The organism is Desulforhopalus singaporensis (assembly GCF_900104445.1).
Taxonomy (GTDB): Bacteria; Desulfobacterota; Desulfobulbia; order Desulfobulbales; family Desulfocapsaceae; genus Desulforhopalus_A; species Desulforhopalus_A singaporensis.
The window spans coordinates 251,643-269,582 of record NZ_FNJI01000001.1 but is presented as its reverse complement, the minus strand read 5'-3'; the positions used below and the strand labels follow the sequence as shown (position 1 = coordinate 269,582).

Annotated in this window: 13 protein-coding genes and 2 rRNA genes; 10 read left to right on the top strand and 5 right to left on the bottom strand. The window is 49.3% G+C overall.

Features of this window, described 5'->3' with window-relative positions; genetic code table 11:
- The 3 genes from BLQ17_RS01120 to BLQ17_RS01110 all read left to right on the top strand — a co-directional run.
- A 23S ribosomal RNA gene (locus tag BLQ17_RS01120) occupies positions 1 to 82 on the top strand; the annotation flags it as partial.
- Between the two features lie 113 nt (positions 83 to 195).
- Positions 196 to 312 (top strand): 5S ribosomal RNA (gene rrf / locus BLQ17_RS01115).
- A gap of 196 nt (positions 313 to 508) precedes the next feature.
- Positions 509 to 2,437 (top strand): ASKHA domain-containing protein, encoded by a 1,929-nt coding sequence (locus BLQ17_RS01110; RefSeq protein ID WP_092218904.1) that lies wholly within the window; start codon positions 509 to 511, stop codon positions 2,435 to 2,437.
- 76 nt (positions 2,438 to 2,513) lie between these two features.
- Here BLQ17_RS01110 and BLQ17_RS01105 read toward each other — a convergent pair whose 3' ends face one another.
- The 4 genes from BLQ17_RS01105 to BLQ17_RS01090 form a co-directional block, all read right to left on the bottom strand.
- Positions 2,514 to 4,799, bottom strand: coding sequence for a CHASE2 domain-containing protein (locus BLQ17_RS01105; RefSeq protein ID WP_092218902.1), 2,286 nt, complete (start codon positions 4,797 to 4,799; stop codon positions 2,514 to 2,516).
- The gene (locus BLQ17_RS01100; protein WP_092218900.1) at positions 4,796 to 6,445 is read right to left on the bottom strand and encodes a FecR domain-containing protein; all 1,650 of its coding nucleotides are present in this window, start codon (positions 6,443 to 6,445) and stop codon (positions 4,796 to 4,798) included. The genes BLQ17_RS01105 and BLQ17_RS01100 overlap by 4 nt, the downstream gene beginning before the upstream one ends.
- Before the next feature lie 42 nt (positions 6,446 to 6,487).
- Entirely contained in the window at positions 6,488 to 7,207 is a 720-nt protein-coding gene (locus tag BLQ17_RS01095) for a response regulator transcription factor (protein WP_143005407.1), read from the bottom strand.
- Positions 7,208 to 7,492: 285 nt separating this feature from the next.
- Positions 7,493 to 7,795: an MTH1187 family thiamine-binding protein gene (locus BLQ17_RS01090; protein ID WP_092218896.1), complete on the bottom strand. Its 303-nt coding sequence runs from the start codon at positions 7,793 to 7,795 to the stop codon at positions 7,493 to 7,495.
- 177 nt (positions 7,796 to 7,972) lie between these two features.
- Between BLQ17_RS01090 and BLQ17_RS22135 the strand changes: the two genes are divergently transcribed.
- Both BLQ17_RS22135 and BLQ17_RS01085 read left to right on the top strand, forming a co-directional pair.
- A complete protein-coding gene (locus BLQ17_RS22135) occupies positions 7,973 to 8,218 on the top strand; it encodes a hypothetical protein (protein ID WP_143005406.1) in 246 nt (81 codons plus the stop codon).
- Positions 8,196 to 9,059, top strand: coding sequence for a YitT family protein (locus BLQ17_RS01085; protein ID WP_245694914.1), 864 nt, complete (start codon positions 8,196 to 8,198; stop codon positions 9,057 to 9,059). The genes BLQ17_RS22135 and BLQ17_RS01085 overlap by 23 nt, the downstream gene beginning before the upstream one ends.
- A gap of 196 nt (positions 9,060 to 9,255) precedes the next feature.
- Here BLQ17_RS01085 and BLQ17_RS01080 read toward each other — a convergent pair whose 3' ends face one another.
- On the bottom strand, positions 9,256 to 10,866 hold the full coding sequence (locus tag BLQ17_RS01080; protein ID WP_092218892.1) for a serine hydrolase: 1,611 nt from the start codon (positions 10,864 to 10,866) through the stop codon (positions 9,256 to 9,258).
- Positions 10,867 to 11,160: 294 nt separating this feature from the next.
- On the opposite strand from BLQ17_RS01080, the gene BLQ17_RS01075 reads away from it, so the two are divergent.
- From BLQ17_RS01075 to BLQ17_RS01055, 5 genes are all read left to right on the top strand, one after another.
- The gene (locus BLQ17_RS01075) at positions 11,161 to 12,006 is read left to right on the top strand and encodes a glycerophosphodiester phosphodiesterase (protein WP_092218890.1); all 846 of its coding nucleotides are present in this window, start codon (positions 11,161 to 11,163) and stop codon (positions 12,004 to 12,006) included.
- 295 nt (positions 12,007 to 12,301) lie between these two features.
- Positions 12,302 to 13,552 (top strand): serine hydroxymethyltransferase, encoded by a 1,251-nt coding sequence (locus BLQ17_RS01070; RefSeq protein ID WP_092218888.1) that lies wholly within the window; start codon positions 12,302 to 12,304, stop codon positions 13,550 to 13,552.
- A gap of 509 nt (positions 13,553 to 14,061) precedes the next feature.
- Positions 14,062 to 15,174 (top strand): MFS transporter, encoded by a 1,113-nt coding sequence (locus BLQ17_RS01065; RefSeq protein ID WP_176761027.1) that lies wholly within the window; start codon positions 14,062 to 14,064, stop codon positions 15,172 to 15,174.
- A 343-nt stretch (positions 15,175 to 15,517) separates the two neighbouring features.
- Complete coding sequence (locus tag BLQ17_RS01060) at positions 15,518 to 16,885, top strand: TolC family protein (RefSeq protein WP_092218885.1); 1,368 nt, start codon at positions 15,518 to 15,520, stop codon at positions 16,883 to 16,885.
- On the top strand, positions 16,882 to 17,940 hold the full coding sequence (locus BLQ17_RS01055; protein WP_092218884.1) for an efflux RND transporter periplasmic adaptor subunit: 1,059 nt from the start codon (positions 16,882 to 16,884) through the stop codon (positions 17,938 to 17,940). Before BLQ17_RS01060 ends, BLQ17_RS01055 begins: the two co-directional genes overlap by 4 nt.

The window sequence follows — 17,940 nt, the reverse complement described above, 5'->3', positions numbered from 1 at the left end:
ACCACAACGTTGATAGGTCGGGTGTGGAAGCGTGGCAACACGTGGAGCTTACCGATACTAATAAGCCGTGCGGCTTATCCATATTTTTTGATTAATACTCTACTGATTGCTCTACTATTCGATTATCTGAGTTACTATAGGAAGGCGGGTCGCAATCCCACCCCCCTTCCCTGCTAAAGGAAACAAACAGATTTTTCCGGCGGTCATAGCGAAGAGGCTCCACCCGTTCCCATTCCGAACACGGAAGTTAAGCTCTTCTGCGCCGATGGTACTGCACGGGCGACTGTGTGGGAGAGTAGGTCGCCGCCGGTTTTATATATAAAGCCCCGTAATGCAAACGCATTACGGGGCTTTTTTGTTTTTACCTGTACTAGTGATTGCAATTTTTGCTGTTGTTATGTAATGGTTATTTATGTATTCATATTATTTATCAAATGGTTCATATTAATTTATCCACAACAGGGCCCAACTTGGCAAAACCCCATATCGCACAATTTTTCCACCTGCAATGACCAACCGCGTTCTTTTTCAACCCGACAATGTGACCGTAGAAGTCTCTTCCGGAGATAACCTGCTCTCTGCTGCTGCACTGGCAGGTATCTACATACCCGCGTCCTGCGGTGGCGATGGTGTTTGCGGGAAGTGCAAGGTGCAGCTCATTGAGGGAACCCTAAAATCCAAAACGGACAATTCGCTTTCCCGCGAAGAGCTCAAGAGCAACATCCATCTTGCCTGCACCTCCAGGGTTGAATCGGACGTTACGATAAAAATCCCTGAAAATGTCCGAAATGACGGCGGAGCGCTTAAAAAAATTACCAAGAATACCAAAAATATATCGGCCGCATCTTCTCCAGTCCAAACCAGGGTCGGCATGCTTTCTCCTCCTGTCCAGAAGATCTTTCTCACCCTGCCGTTACCAACAATTTCAGACAACGTTTCGGATATGCAGCGGCTGATCAGGGAGATCATAAAGGCTCTGCCCGACACCAGGGAGGTGAAATATGACCACCCCGAACTGTTACGGGATCTTTCCCTTACACTGCGTGAAAAAAACTGGCAGATTACCGTTCTCCTGTTGTTGCCCAAGCATAAAAATGATGCCATCCGTATAATCGCGGTAGAGCCCGGTGACACGACCTCACGCCTTTATGGGTTGGCCCTTGATATCGGGACAACCACCATGACCGGCCACCTCATTGACCTTAACAACGGGCAAAGTATAGATGAGTATACAGCCTACAATGCCCAGGTGAGCAGCGGAGAGGATGTAATTTCCAGAATCATCTATTCCCAGCGCAGCAACGGGCTTAAATATCTTCAGGAACAAGCGGTTAAAACCATTAACTCGATCATCGAGGCGATCTGCAAATCACAGATAATCCGCCCCAGCGACATTCATTACATCATGGCTGCGGGGAATACGGTTATGGCCCACCTGCTCCTGGGGCTTGAATCCAAATTTATCAGGGAAGCGCCATATGTGCCCGGTATCAGCCATTTTCCCCTGGTCAAGGCGGCTTCCCTCGGCATACTTGCCCACCCGTCGGTCCGTCTCTTTCTTTATCCTTGTGTCGCTTCTTATGTTGGCGGGGACATTGTCGCCGGTATACATGGGGCGGGTATATATCACAGCGAAAAAATAAGTCTTTATATCGACATCGGCACCAACGGTGAAATTGTCGTCGGCAATAACCAGTGGATGCTGACCGCCGCATGCTCGGCCGGTCCTGCTTTTGAGGGTGGTGGCATAAAGTACGGCATGAGGGCGAGTCAGGGTGCGATAGAAAATTTCTTTATCCACGAACAGAGTCTTGAGCCGATGATCGTTACGGTAGGAAATACCAATCCTCGGGGAATATGCGGCTCTGGACTCATTGCCATCGTCCCCGAATTGCTGGCAAGTGGGATCATCGACCAGCGCGGTCATTTCACCTCCGTCCATGACCACCCGCGGATAAGAAAATCGGCTGACTGCTGGGAGTATGTTTTGGCCTGGGCGCACGACACCCTTATCAAGGAGGATATTGTCATCACTGAAATAGATATCGATAATCTTATCCGGGCCAAGGGAGCTCTTTTTGCAGGATATCAGACTCTGATCGCTTCAGTGGGACTTACATTTAAAGATATTGATCAATTCATCCTTGCCGGAAACTTCGGTTCCTCAATAGATCTGGAACGCGCCATCTCAATAGGTCTTTTGCCTGATGTCGACCGGGAGCGGTTTCACTATCTGGGAAACGGTTCGCTGCTTGGGTGCCGTCTCAGCCTGTTAAACCATCAGCATTTCCTTGAACACCGAAGAGCCCGCAGCCTCATGACCAATGTCGAGCTCTCCGACAACGCTGAATTTATGAATTATTATATGGCGGCCCTGTTCTTGCCACACACCGACAAGACCCTCTTCCCCTCTTGTTTTGCAAAACCAGATAAATAACCCGATCACTTGCCACACAGCAGGTGTTTGCACCGGGGGTACCGGCAGTTGGAAACACCTGAGCTCGCCTTGTTTTTCAATTCTTATTCAACTTGGGAATATTCAGGGTAAAAACAGCCCCGCCCCCTCTGGCATCGGTTACGGAAACAGTCCCGCCGTGCCCCTCCACCACCTTCTTGACAAGACTCAGGCCCAGCCCGAACCCGGTGGCTTCCGAGATGTCACGCCCTCTTATGAATGTTTGAAATATCCTGGACTTATCTTCGTCTGCCACGCCCGGTCCTGAATCGGTAATGGTCAGGCACATCTCTTTTTCCCGTTCTTGCAGCTCGACTCTCACCACGCTGCCGACAGGTCCGAATTTTACCGAGTTATCTAAAAGGTTCACCACTGCCTGAGTAAGCATTGCAGCATCCCCTTTCAGCGGCGTCAACCTGAGCGGCAGGTTAAATTTCAGCTCAATATCCTTTTCCAGGGCTGCATCATAGACAACACTGCCAGCATCATATATCACTGCCTGGAAATCAAACGGATAAAATTTCATCACCTCTTTACCACTTTCAATACGTGAAAGATCAAGGAAACTGTCGATCAATTCAGCCAATCTCTTGGCCTGCCTGGTAATTTGTTCTGCATAATCCTTTTCTTTTCCCGCCAACGAATCGGTCAGCATTTCACTGAAACCGAGGATGGAAGTCAGGGGAAGCCTGAGTTCATGGGAAACAATATTCATCACCTCGCCCTTGATCTTTTCAAGTCTGCGGATCTCGGTCACGTCGGTAAAACTTGCCAGGACCCCGTCCAGGTTAAGCATCGGATTGTCCACAAGGTGCAAAACAACCCTGTAATACATTGGGGTTCCGTTGCTGTATACCAGGATATCCGAGACACAATTCTCAATTTTTGCTATCCCGTTGACAGGCTTTCTCTGGTCATCGATACCGTTTCTTACCCGTTTCGCCTCAAGAAAATTAATAAAATCCTCAAGTCCCGGTAGAGACTCGGAGACCCCGTCCACCCCCCGCCACAATCTGTTGACCGCGTCGTTGGCCAGCACAATCTCACCGGTTATCCTCTCATAAAGCAGCAGCGGAGGTGTTTCCCTGCTCATCAGATGATTGATAAATGTGTGTTGTACCGCCAGTGCCCGAATTCCAGCATGAAGATTGTCAATATATTGAGTCAGTATTCCGCGTCTCTGGTCATTAAGGGAACCTTCCCGATCCTGTATGACGAGAGGCGGAATCGTCTGGCGAACTGTTTCCAAGCCAACTCGGAGTTGATTGTCGAGTACATGTATTTCCCGAATCATCCCTCCGGTTACCCCAAGCCACTGCTCTACCAGGTGAAGAAAATAACAAAAAGTCACCGCCAACAGGGGAATAAGGGGGTCGACAAAGACATTGTTACTAAAAGCGACGACACTCCCGGTCAGGACAAAAAACGAAGCCAGGGAGACACATAACATATTCTGCATCTCACGTTGCCGCGGCCATAACCACAACCCGGCCAGCAGCAGCACTGCTCCGGTGAAGATGGATATATCGATATTTTTCCTGATAAAACTATTATCTACTATATTGTTGAGAATCGTCGCCTGAATCTCCACACCGGGCATGCCGTGTTCCTGTCGAAACGGAACATTGTGCTTGTCCCCCTGGGACAACGCTTTCAACCCGATCAGGACATACCTGTCTTTAAAAAACTCGGGTGGGTATTTTCCCTGCAATACATCAACATAGGAAACATAGAGAAAGGTAAATTCCGGACCATAAAAATTTATGACGCGCTTACGCTTATCTTTATCGTTAGAGGACAAAAAGCGTATTTTATCGACCTGATCCGCCATTTCAAGAGAGAATGCTGCGACATGCGACTTGAACAGTTCAACCTCGCGTACTATTCCATCGTCTCCCAACAATGTTTCGATATGACCTAATCCGACCTTGCCTTCAAAGCTCTCCGCCGGATAGAGCAATCTGCCCCGGTAATCCATTCCCACGGCAAAAGTAACCGGGGGACCGTAACCTATGGTTGAGGCAAAAAAAGTATCCGAGGGCTTCTTATGATCGAAGATCAGGTCGTATCCCACGCTCTTGGCCATACTCAGTTGTTGCAAAAGCTCAGCATGATAACGTCTTGGAAATGGCCAGGTGACGAGCTTTTTCAAGGAGTAGTCATCAACGCCCACAATGACAATCGACTGGCTTGTTTCTCTTTCACCCCGTACCCTGAAAAGAAAATCCATCGCGATATTGGAGAGCCGCGCAAACAGTTCGGTCTGGATCAATACCGCACACAATATTGCTATTATGGTGAGGTTGACAAAGGGTTGCACCCTCCAATTTTTTTTGCTTTTCAAAGTATCATAATCCCCAGAAACAGGGCCAGGACACCCAAATCAGTCATATGAAATCCTGGAGAGGGAACCACCAGTTCCTGCGGAGAACTCCAGGGGCTTTTCTGCCCGTCCGGCAACACCCCTCTCACCCTGACATAATATCGTCCGGATTCCGGGAAATCCGGCAGGGAATACACAGGCTTATCCAGGTTTGTCTCGTCCGCAATCAGGTGGAAAAAACTACGGTTGGTGCTTATCTGCAGATCGTAAGAGATTCCCGCTCCCGCCGAACTCCACCGCAGTTCATCATTTTTTTTCACTTCACCGCCTCTCTCTTTCAGCTCCGGTGTTTCGTCAACGCGCCACCGGTACGTTGACGAGAAATTTGACCGGAACCCATCCGTACCAATGGCACAAACGCGAAAAAAATAATTTCCGGGTGCAAGATTCTCCGCTTCAAACACCGGCTGCACCTGAACTCCCTGCTTCAGGACGGAAGTAAAATCCGCATTGTCGGCCAACTGCACATGATATTTTGCAGTTTCGCTCGTGTTGAGCCATTCAATTGTCCTGCTGGCTGAAAAACTCCTATCTGTACCTTCCTGCTTCAGCATAGGCGGCCCGGGCAGAGTTCTTACCCTCAACTTGAAAGGTTCAGCAGGAGGTGACTCGAATCCATTTTTGTCGATATATGTCAGAACGCCGTAATGGACACCGTCTGTGAGTTCCACCAGCCGAATCTTATCACCGCCTGGCACTAGCTTTTCAAATATTGTTATGTCTCCTACTTCATCCTCCGTCACCCTTAACCTATATGACTTTATGTCACCATCTGGAGCTATGGCGATTTCCACCGGTAGTTTCCGGTATATTTCATTTACTTCCGGTACAGCCGGAGCTGGGGGCAGTCTCGACAGCTCTTGTTTTGCGCCATCGTCGCCGATGATACGTATCCCCTCTCCATTTTTTACCATCACTTTTTTCTCGCCGACCTTGACGCATACCTGCCCAGAAAGAGTCTCAACCGTGCTGGATTCGTGTTCCCGTACCTTAATACGAAACTCAGTTCCCCGTACTCCGGTGATGGTCGCCGGAGTCCTGGTATTAAAATTTTCATTGGGTTTGAGTTTTTGGCGTACAGCATGAATTATCGCCCCTTTTTCCAGGAAGAACTCAGCCTTGAGGCTGCCGTCGCTCAGCCGCACGACATAGGTCAGGCTGAGCTTTGAATTGTTTGATATCCTGGTATATCTGTGGTCGGGAAACACCAGATGAGCATACCCGTCACGTTCTGATACAATGGTCTGTCCCGGATAGACAAGATCGTTATTTTTCAGATTCCTGAGCTTGTTTTGCCTGTCAACGATATACACCTCGCCAACCACGGAAACCACCCGCGCAGCGACCTCCTGGATCCTGAGCAGTTCCAGGGGAACCATTATGGTATCATCGGCGTATATCACAAATGGCGGCTGAAGATTATTTATCTTCGCCAGTTGTTTCCAGGAATTTTCAGAAATACAATATTGACGGGCTATTTTAATCAGTCCTGCCCCTTTGTTTACCACAATGGGGACAAGGGTTGGAGCTGCAGAGCACCATCCGGCAACGGACAGCGCCAGCGCAATGAGTATTGCACCTCCAAAGGTCTTTAAAACGGTTTTCATGCTCACTTACCTCTAAAATCTCACACAAGTGATCTTCTGTTTTTACGTATTTTTTTCGACAACCTTATACCCTACCCCCGATACGGTTTCTATTTTCACGTCTTCAAGAGCAACCTGGGCCATCTTCCGCCTTATATTGGCAATATGCATCACCAGAGCTTTGGTCTCCACCTTGGTCTTGTACCCAAGCACGTCACAGAGTAAATCGCCACGGGGCACAACCCGATCGACCCTTACTGCCAGATAGGAGAGCAGATCAAACTCCGTCCGGGTCAACAGCAGCCTGTCGCCGTTCTTCAGATATATTTCTCTGGAGAGCAGGTTGATGGTTGTAGAACCGATCACAACCTCTACTCGCTCACCGTCCTTATCCATTTCGCCAACCCTGCGCAAAACACTTTTTACCCGTGCGAGAAACTCTTTGGTGCTGAACGGCTTTGTCATATAATCGTCGGCTCCGGAATCAAGCCCTTTCACTTTTTCCTCGACTGTTTTCCTGTCACTCAGGACAATAACCGGCGTCTTGTCCCCCTCCTGGCGCAGCCGATTCAGGATGGTAAAACCGTCGACTATGGGCATGACAATATCAAGAACCAGGATATCGGGCCGTTGTTCCTTCACCCGCTTGATCAAATCCCTGCCATGTTCTTCCAGATAGACCCTGGCCCCGTAACTCTCAAGCAAATTGCAGAGAAGAGACCGTATCCCGGGATCGTCTTCGGCTACCAGAACCGAAACCCCTTCCAATTCTTTTTTTTTCATATAAGACCTTATATTTTTCTCTTTTATTGCAATACAGACAAAGAAAGCACGATATCTTCTCGTGCCGGGAAGCAATCTCTGCGTCCAATGATACCAGTCACCTGCGCTGGATCTGTATCGATAGATTTAAATAATGGAACGTTATGAAATCAGACAACAAAACGGACAAAAACCACTTGTCCGTTCAAACAAATCCACACCAGAGTCGGCATTATGGAAAAAACAACAAAGCGCTGACGGCTCAGAGCCACAGCAGAAGCAACCGGTATCGGCAATTTACATAAATTATTTCAGTGCCTTATCCACTACACTGGATATTTTTTCTTCCATTGTCTGGAGTCGGTCAACCCTGGTTCCCATCTTTATGGTAGTGGTAATGCGGGGCGCACCCATGCCATGGACCTTTTCGTGACATTTCTTTACCGCCGCCATGACATCGTCCCACTCCCCCTCCAGGTTCGTGCCGTAAGCGTGCAGTTGGGTTTTCAATCCGGCCTCCTTCAGCACCTGGTGGCATGCTACGACATATTCCGAAACAGAAACGCCGACTCCCATCGGCACAACACACAAATCCATTATTACCTTCATCTGGTGCTCCTAACGCAGGTTATGCTATAACAAGATTTATCTGTCAACAACCTAACAACCGGCAAGGCTAAATTCAACCTCTCGCAAATCATAAGCCGATATGTTATGCGCTATGTCGTGTGTGAACAATTTTTTCTGTCCTATAGGAATTATTATCAAACGATGTGACTTATGTCTATGAAAAATATCACAAAAAATAGTAAATACTATTCTGGGATGAACTCGATTTTAAAAGTATCTCAATGCGATACAGCAATCTGGATTTTTTTTAAAAAAAAAACTATTTTCCTTGGAAGAGTTCGTAAAATGGTTTATTTTCCCGCCTTTTTATTTATCATTGTAGCAATGTTATATGCTGGACTGGTAGAAGCAACTACTACAGCAAATTTTTTGAGGTATCATGATGCAAAAAAATTGGCATAAAGTAAGAACAATCTTTCTCGATATTATTCTCATCACAATGGGCTCGCTTGTTTTTGCGGTCGGAGCCGAGGCCATTATTGTTCACCATAAATTTATCATTGGCGGACTGTACGGCACCGGCTTGTTCGCTTACTATAAAACCGGGTATCTCTCTCCCGGTATCTGGTTCTTTCTCCTCAATATTCCCCTGTTCGTTGCAGGTTGGTTTTACCTGAGTAAACGATTTCTGCTGTACAGTCTGTACGGTGTGACAATCCTCACTTTTTTTTCGGAGGTTCTGACGTTAAATTTCCAGATTAACGACCAGCTCTATGCTGCCGTAGCCGGAGGAGCCATCTGCGGATTAGGCTCTGGCATTGTGTTGCGCTCGAGGGGGTCAGCCGGAGGATTGGACATCGTTGCCATACTGCTCAACAGATATTTCAATTTGGGGGTTGGCAAATTTTACATCATGTTCAACACCGTGCTGTTTTTAGTTGTTATGAGCCAATACAAGCCGGATATAGTCATTGCTTCAATTATTATGACGTTTATTTCGTCAGTGAGCCTTGAGCACGTCCTGGCACTTTTCAACCAGAGAAAAATTGTCTACATTCTCAGTAGCAATCATGAGGCAATCGTCGAAACAATCATACAAGATCTGAATATGGGAGCCACTCTGCTTGAAGCGCAAGGCGCATATTCCGGCGAGAAAAAGCAGATGGTAATGACAATTACCAATAATCTACAGGTAAAGCGGCTGGAAAATAAGGTTTTTACCATCGACCCCGACGCACTTTTCATAGTTGAAAACAGTTTTAACGTCATAGGATCCGGTTTCAATAAGCGGCAAAACTATTAGTAGATCGCGATAATTTTCAGACCAGGCGTACAGCCCGATAGAGAAACTGCCACTTTTCAAAGTGGCAGTTTTTTTTATCATTTCCTCGGATGGTGCCCCCCTTTCTGCCACACCTCCGTCTTTATCGCTTACACGCTCCTGCGATTTCACCCAGGTGAACAGGACTAAACAGGGCTCTCTGTTGCCCCCTTCATTTTCAGCGCAGCCGATGCTCCCGTTTCATCTGGTTATAGACGATGGTTGAAACAGCACGGATAACCTTACCCCTGGAATCCATCCACCTGCCATAATCTTTCGGCCGGGAACGGCGTTCTATGATTCCGACCACCACATAAGGGTATCGGCCGCCGTTTCTTGTTTTCGGCACCAGGATTCCCATGTCACCGCACAGGTGAGCCGTCGATCCCGTCTTGTTGTATACCAGGGTCCCCCTGGGAATGGGAGTTCCATAATAGAGCCGGTCTCTGCCCGGCAGAGCCATCAGTCTCCTTAACTCTGTGTTGTATGGAAGCTCTTTATTCCACAGTGCACGCAAAAACCTTACATAATCGGATGGCACAGCACTGTTGAGATAGGTCCGTCCGCCGGCAGGTATGTACTCCTTGATTACGGTGTTCTTGAAAATATGGCCATAATAACGTTTCAGAATGTTTTCGCAATTGCGCGGTCCTCCGGCCTGTTTCATGACCCAGTTGGTGGCACTGTTGTTGCTCCGCTGGATCATGGCTTCCATCTTGCGACGGCTTTTAGGGCCGTAGGCAAGCTTGCCCTCCTTGACCTTGTGAAAAAAAGCCAGAGCAACGAACGGCTTGATCATGCTGGCCGCCTGAAATTCAGCATTTGCGTTGATATCGGCGATTGACTGGTCCCTGGACAAGTCGTAGACCATCCACCCGGTCCTTTCGTCACTTGCAATTGTCCCCTTGCGACGCATCTGGGCGATATATTTCTCTATGGAACGTTCCACTTCCGAATAATCATAGGGGGTGTCAACCGGGGGGGTAGAAGTAGACGAATCGGTTTTCTTGACAATCTTGGGGGTTTCCGCCGAGATTTTCAAAGGCAAAGCCGTAGTGGTCTCCTCTGCCGGACGCTCCGCTTTTTCAGCTTTATCAGCGACGGAGTTGTCATCTATGAGACTTGATTCCCCATAGACAATCTCATTGTTATCTTCTCTGGTCAGCGACGTCGAAATCTTTTGGCGCTTCAAAAGCCTGGCATGCTTGCGGGCAACCTTATACGCCTCCTTCGGAGTACCCCGAAGTCTATAAACGAGCGTATAATTTCCATAATCAGTCTTTTCAACAAACAGGTCACGCTGCACATCCTCGCCAAGAAGCCCGTAGAGAATTCGATATTTCTTTTTCAGCGGGTCCAGGTTCGGCCCGAGTCCGTAGCTTACATTAAAGAGCACCTGAAAGTCCTGCTGATGAGTGGCGTACGGTTCGTCAAAACCGGCGCGGCTGAGAATCTCACCATGCTCTATCAGGGTCCTGGTGACGGTTCGCTCCGAATCGTTTCCGTCATAAATAAGCGCATACTCATCCCCCTTGCCCATGACCTTGATCTTCCTCATAACTGCTGAGTCGAAGACCGTTTCAAGCTCATCCTTATAATCGAGCACTCTGTCCAGGTCCTGTGAAAGAAGATAGATGATATCATACTCTTCCCGGGCACCGTGGGCTTCGAGAGACAGCGCCGGATGGAGCAGAGCAAGACATATTGCAAAAATTATAACCGAAATACGGGAGCTATCCAGAATACGACTTGAATGGTTCATAAAACCTACGATGAAACTTTTTTTCATTATTCCACTGCAAGGAGCAGTGTACGCTTTGTTGAGCCTCTGTTTTTCTAACCACCTTAGCCAAGAAATGCAAGACGGACTTTTGGTCCGGCAATAGAGATTCAGGGTTTAACCGGTTATTTTTTATGTTAAAATTATTGGCAAAAGAAAAATAACAAACTGGAAGACCTTGAGTTTTTGTGCCTCCTCAACGGGAGGCACAACCTCGGTAAATGCAAATATTGCTGGCAATGATCATTGAGGCACGGCAGGCGGCACTGTTTTTTCATTTTTTTTCCACAACAGGGGTGAACCATGACCTTTTTTGATAACTTTTCCGCCCCTCACCTTATAGCTGCCCACAGGGGTACCAGGGCGTACTATCCTGAAAACACCCTGCTGGCTTTTACCAAGAGCATCGACCGCTGTCATTTTATCGAACTTGACGTCCAGCTGAGTAAAGATTGTGCTATGGTAGTCATTCATGATTCAACTCTGATAAGAACGACAGACGCCATACTTAAAAAGTCGGCGCTGGGAATGCACTCGCTCAACGTGAGCGACTGGACACTATCACAGCTCAAAAGTCTTGATGCCGGAAGCTGGTTCTATCACACTGATCCTTTTGGGACCGCCTCATCAAAAATACGGTCGACAGAAAAAAAGAGTTCTCCAATCGTGCTTTCCATCCCCACACTACAAGAGGTACTGCTGGAACCGACCCTTCGACAGGTGCCGATCAACATAGAGATAAAAGATCACAAACATTCCAGCCGGAAGAACCCGATAGTTTCAACCGCAATTGACATCATCGGACAGACCGGATCGGTAGACCGAGTCCTTCTTTCCTCTTTTAACCATGATTATCTGATAAGAGCCAAACAGCTCATGCCGCAATTGAGCACGGCGGCCCTGCAGAGCCGTTTCAATCCGCCAAATATTAAAGAATATCTGCTCTTTCTGGGAGTTGCCGCGTACCACCCGGAAGACAGCATAGTCACCCCGGACCTGATATCAGAACTGCAGAGGGCTGGGATCAGAGTCAATGTTTTTACTGTTAATTCCCCAAAAAGACAAAAGCAACTGTTTGAGCTCGGTGCGACCGCTGTGATTACAGACTACCCGGAGCTGCCAGGTCGGCAACCCGCAACCCCCGGCTGAGACAATCACAGTTACCGGGAAAAAGATGACTGGCAGCCGCTGTATAAATTCCCCTGTTCATTTTTTGTTATTTTGATTATAGTGTTTTCCCTCGTTATCTTTTTACGTATTACGCATACTGCTAAGCCTATATTTTTCAGGGCTAAAATTGTGAAAAATACATTTTCACGGGGTTAAAATTACGTTTTACGCTTATATTTTTTTACAACTGTCAATCTGCGCAAAAATCATAAAATGAGATGAATTTTGGTCCCGGACGCAAACAACACCTGCCGCCGGTGCCACAGGAGAGAAAATGGATAACATAAAAAATACAGACCCGGAAATTCATTCCCTGATTCAGCAGGAAGAACTGCGTCAGGCAACAAAAATCCGTTTGATCGCTTCAGAGAACTACGTGAGCAGAGCCGTACTTGAAGCAACTGGATCGGTACTCACCAATAAATATTCAGAAGGATACGCCGGCAAGAGATACTACGAAGGACAACAGATCATCGACCAGATCGAGCAGTTGGCTATCGACCGGGCCAAAGACCTTTTCGGCGCGGAACATGTCAACGTGCAGTGCTACTCCGGTTCACCCGCCAACATAGCAGCCTATCTCGCATTTTTAAAACCGGGCGACACCATCCTCGGACTGGCACTGCCCCACGGGGGCCACCTCACCCATGGGTCTCCGGTGAGCATTTCTGGAAAATATTTCAATGCCCAATCGTATGAACTGGACCCGGGAACCGGTCGCCTCAACTATGACACCATCCGGCAAAGAGCTCGTGAGGTCAAGCCCAAGATTCTGATCGCCGGCCATTCTGCCTATCCCCGCATCCTCGATTTCAAGAAGTTCCGGGACATAGCCGACGAAACAGGGGCGCTGCTGATGGTTGACATGGCCCACTTCGCGGGGCTGGTGGCGGGACAGGTGCATCCTTCGCCGATACCTTATGCAGACATCGTCACCACAACCACCCACAAGTCACTCCGGGGACCGCGAGGGGCCATGATTCTCTGCAAGAAGCAGCACGGAGCAGCCATCGACAAGGCCGTTTTTCCCGGCGTGCAGGGCGGCCCCCATGATAACACCACCGCGGCGGTAGCGATAGCGCTCAAAGAGGCTTCTTCGGACTCTTTTAAAGATTATACCGCACAGGTTGTGAAAAACAGTGCGGTTCTTGCCGAAAAGCTGGCAGCAAACGGGTTCAGCCTGATAACAGGTGGTACCGACAACCACCTGATGCTGGTTGACCTCACCAACAAGAACATCTCAGGAAAACAGGCGGCTAAAGCTCTGGATAGGGCCGGTATCGTCCTTAACTACAATGCTGTTCCCTTTGACAAGCGCAAACCTTTTGACCCGAGCGGAATCCGCCTTGGCACCCTGGCGGTTACTTCCCGAGGATTCAAGGAACCGGAAATGATAAAGATAGGTGAATTTATCACCCGGATAGTCTCCGCCCCGACCAATGACGAGATGATAGCAAAAACAGCACAGGAGGTAACCGCACTCTGTGGTTCCTTCCCCGCCCCAGGACTTGAGCACCTGGTGTAATTTCCACTGACAACCGACCACAAACCCCTGCGCTCCGAACCGCAGGTGTTTGTGGCGCCCGCCGCCAATTACCGTACCTGGTCTCACAATGGTCCCCCCCAGGTTCAGCCCTTGCCCTTCTGCGTGTGCCTTGATGACAGAGACCATATCCCGTCCTCCTTCTGCTGGCATGATCGTCGGCAACCGGTGAGCCCCTAGGAATTATTTGTCGTAATCATTCGTATCCATATTTTTTAATTTCCCGGTCCGGCTCACCAGTCGACAGTCCCGTAAAGAAAAAATTAGGCGGGTCCATACAATTACGGTTGCAAAGTATGTTCCCAAACGGGTAAAAGAGTGTACCATTGGTGAATTACATACGGTCACACTTCTTCATCATCTTGCCAGGCGAGTGCGCTCCACGGATATCCTCTGATTACAATCCAGGTCTCTGCATGATTTTTAACATTTCCAGGAATTATCGAAGTAATATCTATTACTTGTATCTTATCAAACTATCGAAATGGTTCATGCTGATTATGCCGGTAATAGCACTCTTTTACACCGAGAACCAACTGACCAAGTTCGACATCTACCTGCTGCAGGCCATCTATTCGGTAAGTGTGGCGGTCATGGAAATTCCTTCGGGCTACCTGGCGGACATCGTAGGCAGAAAAAAAACGCTGATACTGGGCGCGATACTGGGGACCGCAGGTTTTGTCATCTACTCATTTTCCCACGGATTTACCGGGTTTCTTACCGCTGAAATAATCCTCGGGCTCGGCGGAAGTTTCATCTCCGGGGCGGATTCCGCCATGCTCTTTGACTCCCTTGCCTCCCTCAGGAGAAAACACCGATACCTCCAGTTTGAGGGCAGACTCATTGCGATCGGCAGCTTTGCCGAAACAATCGCCGCCTTCTGCGGTGGGGTAATCGCTGCTTTTCTGAGTTATCGATCGGTTTACGTTGCCCAGACATTTGTCGCGGCCCTGGCTATTCCCGCAGCCCTGCTGCTGGTCGAACCTCCCCGGGACAAGACCGCAGAACACCCCGGCTTCAGACATATCTTATCCGTATGCAAAAACTCAATACTGGTAAACAGGAAACTGGCCAGCACCATATTTCTCTCCTCAATAACCGGAGTCGCAACACTATGCATGGCATGGACTTCGCAGATCTACTTTGTCGCGCACAAATTAACCGAGCTCACCATCACCCCGTTATGGATCGCCCTTAATCTTACCGTCGCCGTGGTATCAGCCTGCTCTGCCGCCACCCACAGATTTCTGGGTAAGACCGTGTCACTGCTGCTTGTTACCGTCTTCATTCCCGCAGCCTACATTCTGCTGGGTATTTTGCCATTTTTGGGTGGTATCACGATTCTTTTTCTGTTTTACGCGGTTCGGGGATACGCCACTCCTGTGCTCAAGGATCTGGTGAACCAGAACTGCGACTCATCGGTCAGGGCCACAGTCCTTTCCATCCGCAATCTCATAATCCGCCTGAGTTTTGCCATACTGGGACCTTTTATCGGCTGGGTCGCCGAGCTTTCAACCCTTGCAACCGCGCTCGCCAGCGCCGGTGTCCTGCTCCTTCTGCTTTCAGTCACGAGTACCATTTTCCTGCTAAGACACAACAGCTGACCCGACAGTCCTCATGGTTCTGCGGATCTCAGGATCACGCCCGCCCCCCGCCGGATCTCTTGAGCAGAATCAGCTGCCATGGGCACTGTTTAAATCACATATCCCCCCTTTCCTGTTCGATTTCTCTTTTCATTGTCCTAACTACTGCCTGCCATACCCCCTTGACCTGAGTCCATTTTGACGATACATTCATATTCGTTGCGTATGCACGATTCCTTATGTAAATACGCAGGCTTTACTCGTTCTCGCAATTCTGTAATTGACTTTTATTTTGGCAACAATTACAGTTCGATAAATTATATTATTTAATACTTAAATAACAGTTTTTCATTCTGGGGAACCTATGACATCCGTTCGCACAACCGCACTGGTGATGGCAGCGCTGCTGATATTCTCACTGACAACAGCCGGTGCCAAACCAAATAACGACATGCAACCCGACGTCTGGACAGCCCGGGGGGCCGTGCAATATGCTCTTCGCGCAAACCCCGACATCGACATTGCCCTGCTGAGAATCGAGCAGGCAAAAAGCAGTGCGGCGATGGCTGCGGCAAGCGACTACCCCCTGGTCAACTTGAAAGGTGAGTACAGTCAGACCGACAATCCCATGTATTCATTTGGTAATATCCTCAACCAGGGAGCCTTCGACGAGACCATAGACTTCAACAGTCCCGGCAGGACTGATAATCTGCTTTTGCAGGCCGAAGTGAGGTACCGGCTCTACAACGGGGGAAAGGACCAGGCGGATCAGCAAGCGGCACAGGCCGACCTCGATGGAGCCCGGGTAGAGATAACTGCGTTTCGCCAGAATCTAGGTTATGAAGTAGTGAAAACTTTTCAGGCCATCATCCAGGCCCAGAAGCTGGTGGAAGTAAGACAACAATCCCTCAACGCCATCACCGCTGCTTTTCATGTCGGCGAGGCGAGATACGAAGCGGGAGACCTGTTAAAGCAGGATCTCCTCAACCTGGAGCTGCAACTCTCCAGGGCAAGTGAAGAACTCATCCGCTCCGAACATAACCTGAAAATCACCAAAAGGATCTTTCTCAATCTTTTAGGCCTTGAGCAGACAGAGGTTGAAATTGACCCGACCGTTCACGGCGAGCAGCCGCTGCCTCCGACCTGCGACTACAGCAACCGTCACGAACTGACCAGACTTGCGGCAATGGAAAAAGGTGCCCAGGCAGCTCTGGCAAAAGCGCGGGGAGAAAAACTCCCTTCAGTGGACGCTTTTGCCAGTTACCAGTTCGAACAGGGCATGGAGCTTGACAGCAACGGAGATTCATGGAGTGCCGGGCTGCGAATGAATTATACCCTTTACGACGGATCCAGAAGCGATGCCGGAATCGGCAGGGCGAAATCGAAGCTACTTGAGATATTGTCGCTCAGAAGAAAGACCGAACTCGCCCTGGGGTTGGAGATAAAGCGGGCTGAACTACTCTACCAACAGGCCCTGGAACGGTTGACGGTAACCCGGAAAATGGTCGGAGTCGCCGAAGAGGTGGCCCGTCTCAGCCGTGAGAGGTTCAAGGAGGGGGTTATTCTCGCCTCCGACCTCATCGACTACGAAATGCGCCTCTCCGACGCGCACGCCCGGCACCTGAGCGCTGAAGCGGAACACCAGGTCGCTATCGCCAACCTGAGAAGAGCGGCAGGATATGAACAATTTACCGATCAAAATCCAGATTCCCAACCGGAGATCACTCAATGAAGCATAAATATTTCAATCATGTAATTCCAGTCATCTTTATCTTTTTCATTGTGACTGCACTGTCCGGCTGCGAAAAGGAACCCACTGAGACGAACCCTGAGGTGCGCCAGCTGCCCGAAGCCGCGGTGACGGTTGCCAGGGTGGTTAAACGTACCGCAACCAACCAGATCGAGTTGGTCGGTACTGTTGAAGCGGTCGACCGGGCAAAGATTTCGGCAAAGATTTCAGGCAACATCATCTCGCTCCCGGTAAGTCCCGGGTCGCGGATAAATAAGGACGATCTCCTGGTTGAGATCAGTGCCGGAGAGATCTCGGCCCAGGTTCAGCAGGCCAAAGCACAACTGGAACAAGCTGAGCGCAACCTCGCCAGGGAGCAGAAGCTGCTGTTAAAAAACGCTGCGACCCCTGAGTCGGTAAAAAACCTGCGGGACACGGTAAACATAGCTGCCGCAAGCTTCCGGGAATCCCGGACAATGCTTAATTATACCAGGATAAAATCGCCCTTTGCAGGCATTGTCACCCACAAGTTTGCCAACGCGGGAGATCTTGCCACCCCGGGCAAACCGCTGCTGCAGATAGAAAGTGAAAACGAACTGCAGGTCTTAACCGACATTCCCGAAGCGCTCGTGCACACCCTGAGCCTGGGCCAGCAGCTGACAGTACACGTTCCGGCTGCTGGAAAACAGCTGACGGGCGTTATCACGGAGATTTCACCAACATCCGACCCCGCCTCCCACACCAGCCCAATAAAACTAAAAGTGCACCCTGCCCCCAACCTGCGCTCAGGCCAGTTCGCCAGGGTAATGTTTCCGCTTGCCGGGAACGACAATCTCATAATTCCCGTGTCGGCCCTTGCTCCATACGGACAGATGGAGCGTGTGTTTGTCGCCGACGGCCGGACTGCGCATATCAGGCTGGTCAAGACAGGAGCTGTGATCCCGTTTGTCACTGGAGAAAAAATGATTGAAATTGTAAGTGGTCTGTCCCAGGACGAGCTGGTTATTATCGGCACCGACCGTGTTCTTGAGAACGGGCAGCCCATCGTTGTCCGGTAG